Genomic DNA, 15,173 nt, shown 5'->3' with positions numbered 1-15,173 from the left:
CCGAGCACCGAGACGACGGCAGGTATGTCGAGATGAGAACAAGGACCACGGATCCGCGGCGCACCGCACGCATCGCCGCGGTCGGTGCGGTGGCGCTCGTGGCGGGCTTCATGCCGGGAACGGGAGCCGCGGCCGACACCCGGACCGCCGAGGCGGACATCGCCTACACCTGTGACCTTCCCTCCGGCGCGCAGCCGGTCGCGGTGCACATCGCGACGGAGCTGCCGGTGACCACGAGCGTCGGGACGGCGATCCAGCCCCGGGACGTGGCCCTCTCCTTCGAGCTTCCGCGTTCCGCCCTCTCCGCCTCGCCGGGCACCGAACCGGCGGCCGTCTCGGGGTCCGCGCGGGTGCTGACCGAGGTCTCGCAGCGGGGCGAGTCGACGGACGTGCCCTGGCAGGGTCTGGAGATCCCGGAGACCTCGCTCCCCGCCACGGGCGACCTCGCGCTCCGGGCGACGGGCGAGGTTCCGACGATCACGCCGAGATCGAGCGGCGACGTGCTCTTCGCCCTGGGGCGGCTGGACGTGGGTCTGGCCCCGAGCGCCGCGGAGGGCGCCGGGGACGCGCCGCCCCCGCTGGCCATCTCCTGCACGGTCGATCCGGACCAGAGCGCGGAGCTGGCCACGGTCACCGTTCCCCCGGAGACCGGAACCCCGCCGCCGTCCGGGACCGCCCCCGAGCCGTCCGGGGGCACCACCCCCGACCGGTCAGGCGGCGCGAAGGCCGAGCGGGCGCAGGCCCTTTCGTCGGGGGGCGTGCAACCACCCGCCGACTGCACGCTCATGACCGGTCCGATCGTGCAGGTGCCCAAGGCGGCACACGGCTACATGGCGGGATACTCCAACGTCAACAAACTGGCCGGGGCGATCAGGTTCGACGACCCGGGACATCTGCGCCTCAACCTGAACACGTCCGTCTCCTTCCTCAAATGCCCGACGGGCGTGAAGAGCTGGCTGACCACCGACGGCACGCTCGACTACCGGGGCAGGCCCCAGATGCCGCCGGCCGAGGGCACCTTCCTCACCTTCGGCTTCATGCCGACGACGGCGAAGATGGAACTGATCCTCGACGGCAGGATCGAGATCGGAACGCTGGGGGACTCGGCCCCCGACCCCGACACCAAGAAGTACAAGGAGACGACGACCGCCATCGCCCCCGCGCATGTGCGTCTCTACGACGTGAAGGTCAACGGGGAGCCGCTGGACGTCGGCCCCGACTGCCGCAGCGCCCACTCGATGACGCTGCAACTCGTCGGCAAGGGGGCGTCCGGCGCGGGTGGACCCGAGGGCTACACCGTGAAGACCGGAGGGCCCCTGACCGGCTACGCGGATGTGCCGCCGTTCACCGGATGCGGCGTCACGGAGGATCTGGACAACCTCTTCACCGCCTCGGTCTCCGGAAAAGGCAACTACACGAAAATGATGCAGTCCCCGCTGTGCGTCGAAGGTGTTCCGGCGAACTGTCCCGAGCCGCCGAAGCCCAAGCCCGAACGCTGAGAGCTGTTCCACAAGCGCTGACTTCCCGGACTTCCCGGATCCCCAGAAAGGCTGGACGAACCATGCGAGCTGCCCCGAAAAGTGTCAGACCCGCCCTCCTCGGCGCGCTGATGGCGGTGGCCGTCGGCATTCCGCTGAGCACCTCGCCGGCGAGCGCCGCCTCGGCCCAGGCGATGAACGGCAACTGGGCTCCCTTCAGCCGGTGTCCGGTCGACGACGGCGCCATGCTGGCCGCGGACGGCCAGACGGAGATCCCGATCTGTGTGGCCTCGCACTCCGAGAGCGGGTCCATCAAGCTCGGCAACACCCTGGCGACGACCGGTGCCAACGACCTCCAGTTCGGTGTCGTACGGAACACGGCGACGGGCGAGTCCAGGATCGTGCCGCCCGCGGGCGGGGCGATCATCGGAGCCCCGACGGAGATTCCCGGCGGCCTGCTCGGCATCATGTGCCCGAGCGGGATCCCGGTGATCTCGGACATCTGCCGGCAGTTGACGGACAACAGTCTCAACCGGGTCGTCGCCACCGTGCAGTCGGCGGGCACGCCCAGGAACTTCGACGTGGCCGCCGGGATGCAGAGCGGGAAGATCATCGTCGACATCCCGGTCCGCATCCATCTGGAGAACCCCTTCCTGGGGTCGAAGTGCTACATCGGAACCACCTCCGACCCGATCGTGCTGCGCCCGCAGAACCTCACCCAGCCGGCCGTGGCCAGCAAGCGCTTCGACGCCAACGGCACGCCCAACACCGGTGGCGCGCTCAACCGCATCGAGCTGACCGGGAACGACCAGGGGGACGCGGGCTTCGCCGTCCCCGGGGTGAGCGGCTGCGGACCCCTGACCCTCGGCGAGCTGAACTGGGCGGTCAACCTGAAGACGGCGCTCCCGTCGGCGGCCGGAAAGAACAACCTGGTGCTCAACAACGCCGCCACGTACACGGGGGGCCTGGCTTCCCCCAGCGCGGCGGTGCCCAACGCCGGGCGGCTGCTGTCGGATAGCTGGCACGCGGGAGTGGCTCCGTAGGCATTCCTTCCGTACCTCCTTCCCCGGAGTACGGACATCAGTGATGCCGCCCGCCCCGCCCGGCGCATTCCGCCGGGCGGGGCGGGCGCATTCGCACCGGTGAGCCGGACGACTCACTTGTCGACAAGTACGCGCTAGGCATTACTCACTCGCTCACAAAAAGAAAAAGGCCCGCCGAGTGCCGTGCAAAAAGTTGCCGAACCAGTATTGCGAAGCCAGGTTACCGGGTCGTAGCGTCCCGGTTGAGCAGCGGCGAAACGTATCCGCGGCTGTTCGTTCGGTACCTCTGGAGCCCCGACGGATCCGGCCTCGCCGGCCGTGGGGACCGGCTCCGCGCGCCAGGGACCTTGCGCAGATTCCAACAAAGCCGCCCCACGGCTTTGTCACTCGGTGACAAGTGATCCGCGCCGAGCCCCAGATTCGTCGATTTCCGCTGTTCAACGGCTTGTCCTGGCGGTTTCGACGGACATAGCGTGCGCCTCCTGGTGCATGTGTGACGAGCCGCCATTGGATTTCTCAGAGCCGGAGCGCTGACAGATGACTTCGTTCACCACCACTTCGAAGGAGGGCCGATGGGAATCGAAGTAGTTGTCGAAGGCCTCACGAAGTCCTTCGGCAAGCAGAACATCTGGCAGGACGTCACCCTCACTCTGCCCGCCGGTGAAGTGAGCGTGATGCTCGGGCCTTCCGGCACGGGAAAGACCGTTTTCCTGAAATCCATCATCGGTCTGCTGAAGCCCGAGCACGGGCGCGTCCTCATCAACGGCGTCGACATGGTGAACAGCCCGGAACGCGAGATCATGGAGACCCGCAAGCTCTTCGGGCTCATGTTCCAGGACGGCGCCCTCTTCGGATCGATGTCGCTCTTCGACAACATCGCCTTCCCTCTGCGTGAACACACCCGCAAGAAGGAGTCGGAGATCCGCCGGATCGTCATGGAGCGGATCGACATCGTCGGCCTCCTCGGCGCCGAGGACAAACTGCCCGGCGAGATCTCCGGCGGCATGCGCAAGCGGGCCGGCCTGGCCCGCGCCCTCGTCCTGGATCCGCAGATCATCCTCTGCGACGAACCGGACTCCGGTCTCGACCCGGTGCGCACCGCCTACATCTCCCAGCTGCTCATCGACCTCAACGCACAGATCGACGCGACGATGCTCATCGTCACCCACAACCTCGACATCGCGGCCACCGTCCCGGACAACATGGGGATGCTGTTCTGCCGCAATCTCGTCACCTTCGGGCCGCGCGAGGTGCTGCTCACCAGCGACATGCCGGTCGTCTCCCAGTTCCTCGCCGGACGCCGCGAGGGGCCCATCGGGATGGCCGAGGAGAAGGACGCCGCCACCCTCGCCGCCGAGGAGGTGAACGGCTACGGAGTCGGCATCAGCTCCGCCAACGGGCCGCGCACCGTCGTCCCGCAGCTGGAGCCCTCGCCCGGCATGCCCGTACGGCAGGCCGCGCTGCGCCGCCGGGAACGGGTCCTGTCGATGATGGGCCAGCTGCCCGAGGCCGCCCGCACGGCCATCATGAAGAGCTACACCCCGGCCCCGGGCGGTGAATACCTGTGACGGCCCCCATGCCGGTGCTGCCCCCCGAACCGCCCCCGGCCGACGCGACGCCGCCCAGGGCGCCGGAGCACAAGCCGCCCAACCGGCTGCTCGCCCCGCTGCGCGAGACCGGCAAGCTGTTCTCCCTCGCCGCGACCGTGAGCCGGGAGGTCTTCCGGCGCCCCTTCCAGGTACGGGAGTTCATCGAGCAGTTCTGGTTCGTCGCCAGTGTCACCATCCTGCCCGCCGCCCTCGTCTCGATCCCGTTCGGCGCCGTCATCGCCCTCCAGGTCGGCTCGCTCACCCAGCAGCTCGGGGCCCAGTCGTTCACCGGCGGAGCCAGCGTCCTCGCCGTCATCCAGCAGGCCAGCCCGATCATCGTGGCCCTGCTGATCTCCGGTGCGGCGGGCTCGGCCATCTGCGCCGACCTCGGTTCGCGGAAGATCCGTGAGGAGCTCGACGCGATGGAGGTCATGGGCGTCTCGCCGATCCAGCGCCTCGTCGTCCCCCGGGTCCTCGCCACCATGCTGGTCGCCGTCCTGCTGAACGGCCTGGTCTCCGTCGTCGGCACGCTCGGCGGCTACTTCTTCAACGTGATCCTCCAGCACGGCACCCCCGGCGCCTACCTGGCCAGCTTCTCCGCCCTCGCCCAGCTCCCCGACCTCTACATCAGCGAGGTCAAGGCGCTGATCTTCGGCTTCATCGCGGGCATCGTCGCCGCCTACCGCGGGCTCAACCCGCGCGGCGGCCCCAAGGGTGTCGGCGACGCCGTGAACCAGTCCGTCGTCATCACCTTCATGCTGCTGTTCTTCGTGAACACGGTCCTCACGGCGATCTACCTCCAGATCGTCCCCGCGAAGGGGAGCTGACCGATGTCGATGCTCAGCTGGCTCGACCGATCCGGTGAACAACTCACCTTCTACGTACGCGCACTGATCTGGGTGCCACGGACCCTGCGCCGCTATCTGCGCGAGGTCCAGCGGCTGCTGGCCGAAGTGGCCTTCGGCAGCGGCGGACTCGGTGTCATCGGCGGCACCATCGGCGTGATGGTCGCGATGACCCTCTTCACCGGCACCGTCGTCGGCCTCCAGGGGTACGCGGCCCTCAACCAGATCGGCACCTCCGCCTTCACCGGCTTCATCTCCGCCTACTTCAACACCCGCGAGATCGCCCCGCTCGTCGCCGGACTCGCGCTCTCCGCCACCGTCGGCGCGGGCTTCACCGCCCAGCTCGGAGCGATGCGGATCAACGAGGAGGTCGACGCCCTGGAGGCGATGGGGGTGCGGTCCATGCCGTACCTCGTCTCCACCCGGATCATCGCCGGGGTCGTCGCGATCATCCCGCTGTACGCGATCGGGCTGCTCTCCTCGTACCTCGCGTCCCGCTACATCACGGTCCTGTTCAACGGGCAGTCCGCGGGCACCTACGACCACTACTTCAATCTCTTCCTCTCCCCGGACGACGTGCTGCTGTCGGTGCTCAAGGTGCTGATCTTCAGCGTGATGGTGATCCTCGCCCACTGCTACTACGGCTTCCACGCCACCGGCGGGCCCGCCGGTGTGGGTGTCGCGGTCGGGCGGTCGGTGCGCAACGCCATCGTGCTCATCAGCGTCACCGACTTCTTCCTCTCCCTCGCCATCTGGGGCGCTACCACGACGGTGAAGGTGGCCGGCTGATGAATGCCCACCGGACGCAGACCGTCCGCCGCAGACTCGCCGGAGTCGCCTTCCTCCTCGTGCCGGCCGTGCTCGTATGGGTCTCGGTCTCGGTGTACCGGAAGGACTTCACCGACGACGCCACCGTCACCGTGCTCACCTCCAGCGTCGGCAACGAGATGCACGACAACGCCGATGTGAAACTGCGCGGTGTCGTCGTCGGGCAGGTCCGCGCCATCTCGGCCGACGGGAAGGGGGCCCGGCTCACCCTCGCCATCGACCCCGGCAAGCTCGGCCGCATCCCGGCCGATGTGACCGCCCAGATGCTGCCCACCACGCTCTTCGGGGAACGGTTCGTCGCACTGGTACCGCCCGAGATGCCGTCCACGCAGCCGCTGCGGGCCGGTTCCGTCATCCCGCAGGACCGTTCCAGCAATGCCATCGAGCTGGAGGAGGTCCTCGACAACGTCCTGCCGCTGCTGACCGCCGTCAAACCGGAGAAGCTCGCCGCCACCCTGGGCGCGGTCTCCCAGGCCCTCCAGGGACGCGGCGAGAAGCTCGGCGACACCCTCGTCCGGCTCGACGCCCACCTGGCGAAGTTCAACCCCCAACTCCCCACGCTCAACGCCGACATCAAGGAACTGGTCAAGGTCAGCAAGGTGTACGGGGACGCCGCCCCCGACGTCCTGGACGCACTCACCGACTTCACCACCACCAGCGGCACCATCGCCGAACAGCAGGCGCAGCTGGCCGGGCTCTACGGCTCCACGACCGCCTCCGCACGGGACCTCACCTCGTTCCTCCAGGAGAACAAGGACAACCTGATCCGGCTCTCCGCCACGGGCAGGCCGACGCTGGAGCTGCTGGCGAAGTACTCGGACGAATTCCCCTGCACCCTGCGGACCATGGCCGGCTTCGTCCCGGCCATGGACAAGGCGCTCGGCAAGGGCACCGACCGGCCCGGACTCCACGTCACCGTCAAGCCCGTGAAGTCGAAGGGCAGGTACGTGCCCGGCAAGGACACCCCGGTCTACCAGGCGACCGGCGGACCGCACTGCTACTCCGTGCCGTACGTGGGCAAGGCCGTGCCGACCGCGGACGCCCGCACGGCGACGGCGGCCACGGCGCCCGGCACCGCACACACCGGTGAGCCGTCCGGCACTGCGCCCTCGGCCAAGGACGCCGCCCTCGGCATGCCCAACTCCCCGCAGGAGAGCCAACTCGTCAACGAGCTGGTCGCTCCCTCACTGAAAGTCCAGCCGCAGACCCTGCCCGACTGGAGCAGCGTGCTCATCGGTCCGGCCTTCCGCGGTGCGGAGGTGAAGCTCAAGTGAAGCGCCGCTCTCTCGCCGGTCCCCTCACGAAATCGATCGTCTTCATCCTGGTGACCGTGCTGGCCACCACCGTGCTGGCACTGTCCATCGCCAACACCGGGGTAGGCGACACCACCACGTACAAGGCCAGGTTCACCGACGCCACCGGGCTGGTCGTCGGCGACAGCGTCCGGATCGCCGGGGTCAAGGTCGGGCAGGTCGAGTCCATCTCGGTGGCCGACAAGAGGCTCGCCGAGGTCGGCTTCGCCGTCCGCGCGGGGCGCAGACTGCCCGCCTCGGTGACCGCCTCGATCAAGTACCTCAACATGGTCGGCCAGCGGTACATCGACCTCGACCAGGGGGCCGGACCGGTCGGCAGGAGCTTCGCCGCCGGAGCGACCATCCCGCTCTCCCGGACCACCCCGGCGCTCGACCTCACCCAGCTCTTCAACGGCTTCCAGCCGCTCTTCGAAGGACTCTCCCCGCCCGACGTCAACCAGCTGGCCGGATCCATCGTCCAGGTGCTCCAGGGCGAGGGCGGCACCGTCGACAGCATCCTCTCGCACGTCGGCTCGCTGACCGGCACGGTCGCCGCGAAGGACAAGGTGATCGGTGAGGTGATCAAGAACCTCAACACGGTCCTGAAGACCGTCAACGACCGGGAGGCGGGCTTCGACGAACTCGTCGACACCCTGCAGCAGCTCGTCACCGGATTCGCCGGCGACCGCAAACCGCTCGGCGAGGCCGTCACCGCCATGGGCGCGCTCACCACCGTCACCGCGGACCTCCTCGACGACGGCCGCGCCCCCCTCAAGAGCGACATCAAGCAACTCGGGCGGCTGTCCGACCAGTTGGACAAGGGGAATCCGCAGATCGAGAACTTCCTGCAGAAGACCCCGGCCAAGATGGCGGCGATCACCCGGCTCACCTCCTACGGGTCCTGGCTCAACCTCTACCTCTGCGAGGCCAAGGTCAGCGGAGTGACCACCGAGGACGGCAGCGCCCCGCCCACCGGCATCGAGGTCAGGAAGCCGAGGTGCCAGGGATGAGGTTCACCCCCGTACGCGAACGCAACCCCGTCGCCGTGGCCGTCGTGGGACTGCTCGTCCTCGCCCTCATCGGCCTGGGCGCCTACCGCGTCGACTCGCTGCCCTTCATCGGCGGCGGCACCACCTACAGCGCCGACTTCACCGAGTCCGCCGGACTGAGCGAGGGCGACGAGGTACGGGTCGCCGGAGTGAAGGTCGGCGAGGTCACCGGCGTCTCGCTCGACGGCCCCAAGGTGAAGGTCGCCTTCAAGGTCAAGGACGTCTGGATCGGCAACTCCTCCACCGTCGGCATCGCCATCAAGACGCTGCTCGGCGAGAAGTACCTCGCCGTCGACCCGCTGGGCAACGCCCCGCAGGACCCGCACGAGCGCATCGGGGCGAGCCGCACCACCTCCCCGTACGACGTCACCCAGGCGTTCAACGGACTCGGCGAGACCATCGGCGAGATCGACACCGCACAGCTCGCCAAGAGCTTCGAGACGATCTCCGCCACCTTCAAGGACTCCCCGCCGGACGTGAAGAACGCGGCCGACGGGCTCTCCGCCCTCTCGAAGACCGTCTCCGAACGGGACGCCCAGCTCGCCACCCTCCTCAAGGGCAGCAAGCAGCTCACCAGGACGCTCGCCGACAAGAAGAGCAGCTTCGAGACCCTGCTGGAGGACGGCAACCTGCTCCTCGGCGAGATCCAGGCACGCCGCGACTCCATCCATCTGCTGCTCACCGGCGCCAGGGACCTGGGCACCCAGCTCACCGGCCTGGTGCGGGACAACGACAAGCAGCTCAAGCCCACCCTGGACTCGCTCGGCCGGGTCACCGCGGTCCTGGTGAAGAACCGCAAGAGTCTCGACAAGGTGCTCTCGCTCGCGGGCTCGTACAACAGGCTCGTCGGCAACACCCTCGGCAGCGGCCGCTGGTTCGACAACTACGTCTGCGGAGTCGTCCCGAAGGAGTACGTGCCCGCGGGCACGCCCGCCGGGGCCGAGTGCAAGCCACCCAAGCAGCAAGGCGGCCGCTGACATGAGAATGAAGCGCATCGTCGGCATCGGCGCCGGACTCGCCGTGGTGGCCGTCGCGGCCACCACCGGTGTGATGGCCCTGGACGACGAGGGAACGACGACCATCACCGCCTACTTCGACCAGGCCACCGGTGTGTACGCCGGATCGGACCTCAGGATCCTCGGCGTCAGGGTCGGCCGGGTCGAATCGGTCATGCCCAAGGGCAAGGAGGTGAAGGTCACCCTCCGGGTCGACAAGGGGGTCAAGGTCCCCAAGGGGGCGCACGCCGTGGTCGTCGCGCCGAGCCTCGTCGCCGACCGCTACATCCAGCTCGCCCCCGCCTACGACGGCGGACCGCAGATCGCGGACCACGCCGTACTGCCGGCCGCGAACAACGCCACCCCCGTCGAGGTGGACCAGCTGTACGACTCCATCACCCAGCTCTCCAAGGCCCTCGGCCCGGACGGCGCCAACGCCGACGGAGCGCTCTCCGGACTCCTCGACACCGGGGCCAAGAACCTCGACGGCAACGGCAAGGCCATCGGAAACTCCATCGAGCAGTTCGGCAAGGCCACCAAGACCCTCGACAAGAGCAGCGGGAACCTCTTCGACACCCTGTCCTACCTCCAGACCTTCACCACCATGCTGAAGGACAACGACGGCAATGTGCGCGCCGCCGAACAGCAGCTCAACTCGGTCACCGGATTCCTCGCCGACGACAAGGAGAACCTCAGCGCGGCCCTGAAGGAACTGGGCACCGCGCTGGGCCAGGTCAAGGGCTTCATCCAGAAGAACCGGGGCGCGCTCAAGGCGAACGTGGACGCCCTGGTGCCGCTCACCCAGACCCTGGTCGACCAGCGGGCCTCGCTCGCCGAGTCCCTGGACACCCTGCCGCTCACCGCGGGCAACGTCGTCAACGCCTACGACCCGGTGAACCGCACGCTCGACGGCCGTACCAACCTCAACGAGCTCTCCATGGGCGGACCGCTCACCGAGGCCGGCGCACTCGCCGGCCTCACCCCGGTGGACACCGCACGCCGCAAGGCGCTGCCCACGCTGCCGCTCCCGGCCGTCGGCACCGTCTACGGCACCCCGGCGAAGACCGCCAAGGAAAAGAAGGGGGCGAACCGATGAGCCGTGTGCTGCGCAGACCCGGAGCCCGCACGACCGGCGTCGCCGCGGTGCTGGCCGTGGGCGTCGGCCTGGCCCTCGTCGTCACCGGTTCCGGCCTGCCGTCGTTCACCGGGATCGACCAGGTGCCGCTGCCCGGCGGCGCCGACCTCGGCGACCACCCCTACGAGATCACCGCGGAGTTCGCGGACGTGCTCAGCCTCGCCCCGCAGGCCTCGGTGAAGGTCAACGACGTCGCCGTCGGCCGCGTCACCAAGGTCTCCCTGGGCTCGGGCAGCTGGAACGCCAAGGTCACCATGCGCGTCAACGGCACGGTCGAACTGCCCGCCAACGCCTACGCCCATCTGGAACAGTCCAGCCTCCTCGGCGAGAAGTACATCCAGCTCGCCGCGCCCGCACGCGGCACCGCGCAGGGCAGGCTCGCCGACGGCGACCGGATCCCACTGACCCGCACCAACCGCAACCCCGAGGTCGAAGAGGTCTTCGGCGCCCTGTCGATGCTCCTCAACGGCGGCGGCATCAACCAGCTCAAGACCATCACCACCGAGCTCAACAAGGCGCTCGCCGGCCGCGAACCCCAGATGCGCTCCATGCTCGGCCGGGTCGACACCCTCGTCACGAACCTGGACAGCCACAAGAAGGACATCACCGACGCCCTCGACGGGGTGAACCGGCTCTCCGCCACCCTCGCCACCCGCAAACAGGACGTCGGCACGGTCCTCACCGGACTCAGCCCCGGCCTGAAGGTCCTGGAGAAGCAGCGCGGCTCGCTCCTCACCATGCTGCGCTCGCTCGACACCCTCTCCACCGTCGCCGTCGACACGATCGACAAGAGCAAGGCCGACATGATCGCCGACCTCAAGGCCCTCGCCCCCAGCCTCAAGGCGCTCGCCGACTCCGGCCGCGACCTGCCCGACTCCCTCCAGGTGCTGCTCACCTACCCGTTCACGGACGAAGTGCTGCGCGGGGTGAAGGGCGACTACCTCAACGTCTACCTGGATGTGACGGCCATGCCCGGCACGCAGATCGTCCCGCCGATCATCCCGGCGGTCTCCCCGCAGCCCGGTACCGGTACCGGCGGCACCGGCGGAACCAGCCAGGCGCTGCCGCTGCCCCTTCCCGAGGTCCCGACGGCGGGCACGGACAGGAGCAGCCGATGATCACCCTCGCCATCCGGCTCAAGAACATCGCCTTCCTGGTCATCGCGGTGCTCGTGCTCGGCTACCTCGGAGTGCGGTACGCCGACCTCGGCCACTACATCGGACTGCGCAGCTACTACACCGTCAAGGTCCAGCTCCCGCGCACCGGCGGGCTGTACACCCACTCCAACGTCACCTACCGGGGCGTGTCGGTGGGCCGGGTCGGGCCGATCGAGCTCACCGACGACGGAGTCGAGGCCGAACTGCGCATCGAGAAGGACGCCCCGAAGATCCCGGACGGGCTCAAGGCCGTCGTCGCCAGCCTCTCCTCGGTCGGTGAGCAGTACGTCGACCTGCGGCCGACCCGCACCGGGGGCCCGTACCTGGCCAACGGCTCCGTCATCGACCAGGCCGACACCACCGTCCCCGCCCCCGTCACCAACGTCCTCACCAGCGTCAACGACCTCGCGAGCTCCGTCGACCTGGAGTCCCTGCGCACGGTCGTCGACGAGTTCGGCACCGCGTTCGAGGGGCGCGGCGACGACCTCCAGGTACTGCTGGACACCGGAAGCGAATTCGTCCAGGCGGCGGACGACGCACTGCCCGTCAACACCCGGCTGATGGCCGACGGCCGGACCGTGCTGCGCACCCAGGCCGAACAGGGCGAAGCGCTCAAGGGCTTCGCCTCCGGCGCCAAGGAACTGGCCGCGCAGCTCAAGGGATCCGACACCGATCTACGCAAGCTGATCGCCGTCACCCCCGACGCGACCGGGCAGATCAGCGGACTGCTGCGGGACCTCGACCCGAGCTTCGGCGTCGTCGTCGCCAACCTCCTCACCACCTCCGAGGTCGCCGTCACCCGGCAGCGCGGCATGGAGGAGCTGCTGGTGAAACTGCCCGCCGTGGCGGCCGCCGGGTCCAGTGTGATCGACGAGAACGGCGCCCGGTTCGGCATGGCGGTCACCTTCTTCGAGCCCCTGCCCTGCACCGCCGGATACGGCTCCACGGTCTACCGCAGCGGCCTGGACACCACTGCCGGACCGCCCGTCAACACCAAGGCCCGCTGCACCTCTTCGCCCGGCACCGGCATCAACGTACGCGGCAGCGCGAACGCGCCGAAGGGCGGCGGCGTGCCCGAGCCCGCCAAGCCCGGCTCGATGCTGCTGGGGCACGGCTCCGCGGACCGGCTCCCCGGGGCACTCGGTGTCACCGGCCGGCCGCAGTCGGACGGCGACGGCATGGCCGGACTGCTGGGACTCGGACAGGAGGGCGGCCGATGACGACCCGTACGAAGACCCTGACCGGCTGGGCGGTGCTGCTCGCCGCCGTGCTGGTCTGCGCCCTCGGCGGCTGGTCCTACGCGCGGGCCCGCGGCGACGACAGCCTGGCGTACGCGAAGCACCGTGATGTCGCGCTGGCCGACGGCAAGCACCGCCTCGCCCTGCTGAACAGCCTCGACGCCAAGGACGCCGGGACCGTGGACAGCGGACTGGCGGCCTGGCTCGACTCCTCGACCGGGCCGCTCCACGACCAGCTGGGCCGTACCCGGAGCAAGGACGCGAAGGAACTCACCACGTCCGGTGCCACCGCGCGCGGGAAGGTCACCGACGCGGCGCTCACCGCGCTCGACGAGCGGACCGGAACGGCCGAGATGATCGCGACCGTCGATGTCGAGGTCACCCCGCGCACCGGGAAGGGCGGCACCGAACGCAAACGCTTCGAAGCCACGCTGGCCCGGACCGCGGACGGCTGGAAGGTCAAGGCGCTCACGGCGATTCCGGTCGGGAGCGGTGCATGAAGGAGCGGGGAGGGACAGCGGTCGTGACCACGGACACGGACCCGGACACGCGGGACGCCGAGGAGGCTGAGGAGGTCGAGGAGGTCGGCGCGGCCGCCGACGAGGGCTCGACACAGACACCGGAGCCCGCCCGGCGGTGGCCGCGCGTCGTGGCAGCGGTCCTGGTCGTCGCGCTGCTCGCGACCGGCGGCGCGCTCTTCGCCGAGGGCAGGGCGCTGCGCGACACCCCCGCCACCTCGAACCGCGCGCTGACCGACAGCGAGGCGACCACCCGGGTCGCGGGCGATGTCAGCAACGCGCTCGGCAAGGTCTTCTCCTACAGCCCGCAAGCCACCGGCGTCACCAAGGAGTCGGCGAAGCAACTCCTGGCCGGCAAGGCGCTCCAGCAGTACGCGGCACTGTTCGGCCAGGTCGAGAAGCAGGCCGCAGACCAGAAGCTGACGCTCACCACCCACGTCGTGCGTGCCGGAGTGACCCGGCTGACGGACGACAGCGCTCATCTGCTGGTCTTCCTCGACCAGGTCTACGAGCGGCAGGGCAAGCCGGCCACCACGGCGGCGGCACAGCTCTCCGTCACCGCCCAACTGCGGGACGGGCACTGGACCGTGGTCGGGATCACCGCCAGATAGCGGCGCCCACATTCGCGCAACCCGGTACGGATCGGTCGGCAGGGGAGAGACAGCACATGGCACGGGTACGGATGACGAGGAACCCGCTGATGGCGGCGGCGGTCGTGCTGGCGGTCGCGGCGGCCGGCGCGGGCGCCTGGGGAGGAGTGTCCTGGTACGACGCCTCGCACGACGATTCGGCGGCGTACGCGCAGGCCCGGGACGAGGCGCTGGCCGCGGGCGAGCAGGCCGTACAGAACATGAACACGCTCGACCACCGGAAGCTGGAGAAGGGCCTCGACAGTTGGGAGGACTCCACCACCGGTGATCTGCACCAGCAACTCGTCGACGGGCGGACGGCGTTCATCAAGCAGATCCAGGAGGCGAAGACGGTCAGCACGGCCCAGATCCTGTCCGGGGCGGTGACCGAACTCGACGACCGGGCCGGGAAGGCCGGAGTCATGGTGGCGCTGCGGGTCACCGTGACCGCGCCGAAGGGAAAGCCCGCGGTGAAGGAGAGCCGGATGCTCGGCAAGCTCACCCGCACCTCCGAGGGGTGGAAGCTCAGCGCCCTAGGCCAGGCGCCCGTCGGCAACACCGCCGGCTGACGCCACCGACTCCCACCCCGTCACCGAGAGGACCCCGGACATGTCGACCACCCGTCATCTGGTCAACCGTCAGCGCCGCCTGGCCACCGTCGCCGCGGAACGCGCCACCTCGGCCGCCCCGGCGCGCGGGCCCGAGACCCCGGACGTGTCCCGGGACGAGCCGGTGCGCCCCGCCGCACCGAAGGACACCACTACCGCCGACGAGGCCGTGGACGACGACGATCCGGCCGAGGCCCCGGAGAAGCCGGAACCGCGCGGCGGGCGGACCTCCCGGCTCCGTGTCCGGCTGCCCGCCGTGCTCTGCGCCCTCACCGTGCTCCTCGGGGCCTTCGCCGCCTGGGCGTTCACCTCGGCCGCGAGCCTGCGCGACGACCCGTCCCGGCAGAACACCGCCCTCACAGACATCGGCCGCACCAGCGAGGTGAAGGGCCAGATCGCCGACGCCGTCGGCGCGGTGTTCTCCTACAACTACGCCTCGCCCGCCGCGTCCGAGGAGGCGGCCAGGACCCATCTGGTCGGCAAGGCGGTGCAGCAGCACAAGGACATGCTCGCCCAGGTCCGCGCCCAGGGGCAGAAGCAGAAGCTCGTGCTGACCACCACCGTCACCGACAGCGGTGTGGAACTCCTCGACGGCGACCGGGCCCGGCTGCTGATCTTCGCCGACCAGAGCAACACCCGCACCGGCACGTCGGAGGAGACGACCTACGCGGCGGCCATGTTCGCCGTGGACGCCGTTCGCCGCGGCGACACCTGGCGGATCTCCGCCATGGATACGTTCACCCGGTGACCCGGGGGAGAGGGGAGCACG

15 protein-coding genes are annotated in these 15,173 nt (G+C 69.5%); all 15 read left to right on the top strand.

The features are described from left to right. The first annotated feature begins 32 nt into the window (after positions 1 to 32). The 15 genes from GA0115234_RS38945 to GA0115234_RS38875 all read left to right on the top strand — a co-directional run bounded on the left by GA0115234_RS38945 (position 33) and on the right by GA0115234_RS38875 (position 15,152). Positions 33 to 1,499 (top strand): DUF6801 domain-containing protein, encoded by a 1,467-nt coding sequence (locus tag GA0115234_RS38945; RefSeq protein ID WP_093551249.1) that lies wholly within the window; start codon positions 33 to 35, stop codon positions 1,497 to 1,499. Positions 1,500 to 1,561: 62 nt separating this feature from the next. After that, complete coding sequence (locus tag GA0115234_RS38940) at positions 1,562 to 2,521, top strand: hypothetical protein (RefSeq protein ID WP_361709759.1); 960 nt, start codon at positions 1,562 to 1,564, stop codon at positions 2,519 to 2,521. Between the two features lie 572 nt (positions 2,522 to 3,093). Next, complete coding sequence (locus GA0115234_RS38935) at positions 3,094 to 4,089, top strand: ABC transporter ATP-binding protein (RefSeq protein WP_093551245.1); 996 nt, start codon at positions 3,094 to 3,096, stop codon at positions 4,087 to 4,089. Next, the gene (locus tag GA0115234_RS38930; protein WP_093551244.1) at positions 4,086 to 4,937 is read left to right on the top strand and encodes an MlaE family ABC transporter permease; all 852 of its coding nucleotides are present in this window, start codon (positions 4,086 to 4,088) and stop codon (positions 4,935 to 4,937) included. Before GA0115234_RS38935 ends, GA0115234_RS38930 begins: the two co-directional genes overlap by 4 nt. A 3-nt stretch (positions 4,938 to 4,940) precedes the next feature. After that, positions 4,941 to 5,744 (top strand): MlaE family ABC transporter permease, encoded by an 804-nt coding sequence (locus GA0115234_RS38925; RefSeq protein ID WP_072485014.1) that lies wholly within the window; start codon positions 4,941 to 4,943, stop codon positions 5,742 to 5,744. Further along, complete coding sequence (locus tag GA0115234_RS38920; protein WP_093551242.1) at positions 5,744 to 7,057, top strand: MCE family protein; 1,314 nt, start codon at positions 5,744 to 5,746, stop codon at positions 7,055 to 7,057. Before GA0115234_RS38925 ends, GA0115234_RS38920 begins: the two co-directional genes overlap by 1 nt. Further along, positions 7,054 to 8,085, top strand: coding sequence for an MCE family protein (locus tag GA0115234_RS38915; RefSeq protein WP_093551241.1), 1,032 nt, complete (start codon positions 7,054 to 7,056; stop codon positions 8,083 to 8,085). Before GA0115234_RS38920 ends, GA0115234_RS38915 begins: the two co-directional genes overlap by 4 nt. Then, positions 8,082 to 9,101 carry an MCE family protein gene (locus GA0115234_RS38910; protein WP_093551239.1) on the top strand — a complete coding sequence of 340 codons (1,020 nt, stop codon included), beginning with the start codon at positions 8,082 to 8,084 and terminating at the stop codon, positions 9,099 to 9,101. Before GA0115234_RS38915 ends, GA0115234_RS38910 begins: the two co-directional genes overlap by 4 nt. Before the next feature lies 1 nt (position 9,102). Further along, positions 9,103 to 10,215 carry an MCE family protein gene (locus tag GA0115234_RS38905; protein ID WP_093551237.1) on the top strand — a complete coding sequence of 371 codons (1,113 nt, stop codon included), beginning with the start codon at positions 9,103 to 9,105 and terminating at the stop codon, positions 10,213 to 10,215. Then, positions 10,212 to 11,372, top strand: coding sequence for an MCE family protein (locus tag GA0115234_RS38900; protein WP_093551235.1), 1,161 nt, complete (start codon positions 10,212 to 10,214; stop codon positions 11,370 to 11,372). Before GA0115234_RS38905 ends, GA0115234_RS38900 begins: the two co-directional genes overlap by 4 nt. Next, a complete protein-coding gene (locus tag GA0115234_RS38895; protein ID WP_093551233.1) occupies positions 11,369 to 12,631 on the top strand; it encodes an MCE family protein in 1,263 nt (420 codons plus the stop codon). The genes GA0115234_RS38900 and GA0115234_RS38895 overlap by 4 nt, the downstream gene beginning before the upstream one ends. Next, positions 12,628 to 13,149, top strand: coding sequence for a hypothetical protein (locus tag GA0115234_RS38890; protein ID WP_093551231.1), 522 nt, complete (start codon positions 12,628 to 12,630; stop codon positions 13,147 to 13,149). The genes GA0115234_RS38895 and GA0115234_RS38890 overlap by 4 nt, the downstream gene beginning before the upstream one ends. Next, entirely contained in the window at positions 13,146 to 13,778 is a 633-nt protein-coding gene (locus tag GA0115234_RS38885) for a hypothetical protein (RefSeq protein WP_093551229.1), read from the top strand. The genes GA0115234_RS38890 and GA0115234_RS38885 overlap by 4 nt, the downstream gene beginning before the upstream one ends. Positions 13,779 to 13,867: 89 nt before the next feature. Next, positions 13,868 to 14,365 (top strand): hypothetical protein, encoded by a 498-nt coding sequence (locus tag GA0115234_RS38880; protein ID WP_093551227.1) that lies wholly within the window; start codon positions 13,868 to 13,870, stop codon positions 14,363 to 14,365. 40 nt (positions 14,366 to 14,405) lie between these two features. Continuing rightward, positions 14,406 to 15,152: a hypothetical protein gene (locus GA0115234_RS38875; RefSeq protein ID WP_093551225.1), complete on the top strand. Its 747-nt coding sequence runs from the start codon at positions 14,406 to 14,408 to the stop codon at positions 15,150 to 15,152. Positions 15,153 to 15,173 lie beyond the last annotated feature (21 nt).

This window comes from Streptomyces sp. DvalAA-43 (assembly GCF_900091725.1).
Lineage (GTDB): Bacteria > Actinomycetota > Actinomycetes > Streptomycetales > Streptomycetaceae > Streptomyces > Streptomyces pulveraceus.
This window is presented reverse-complemented; position numbering and strand designations above follow the sequence as displayed.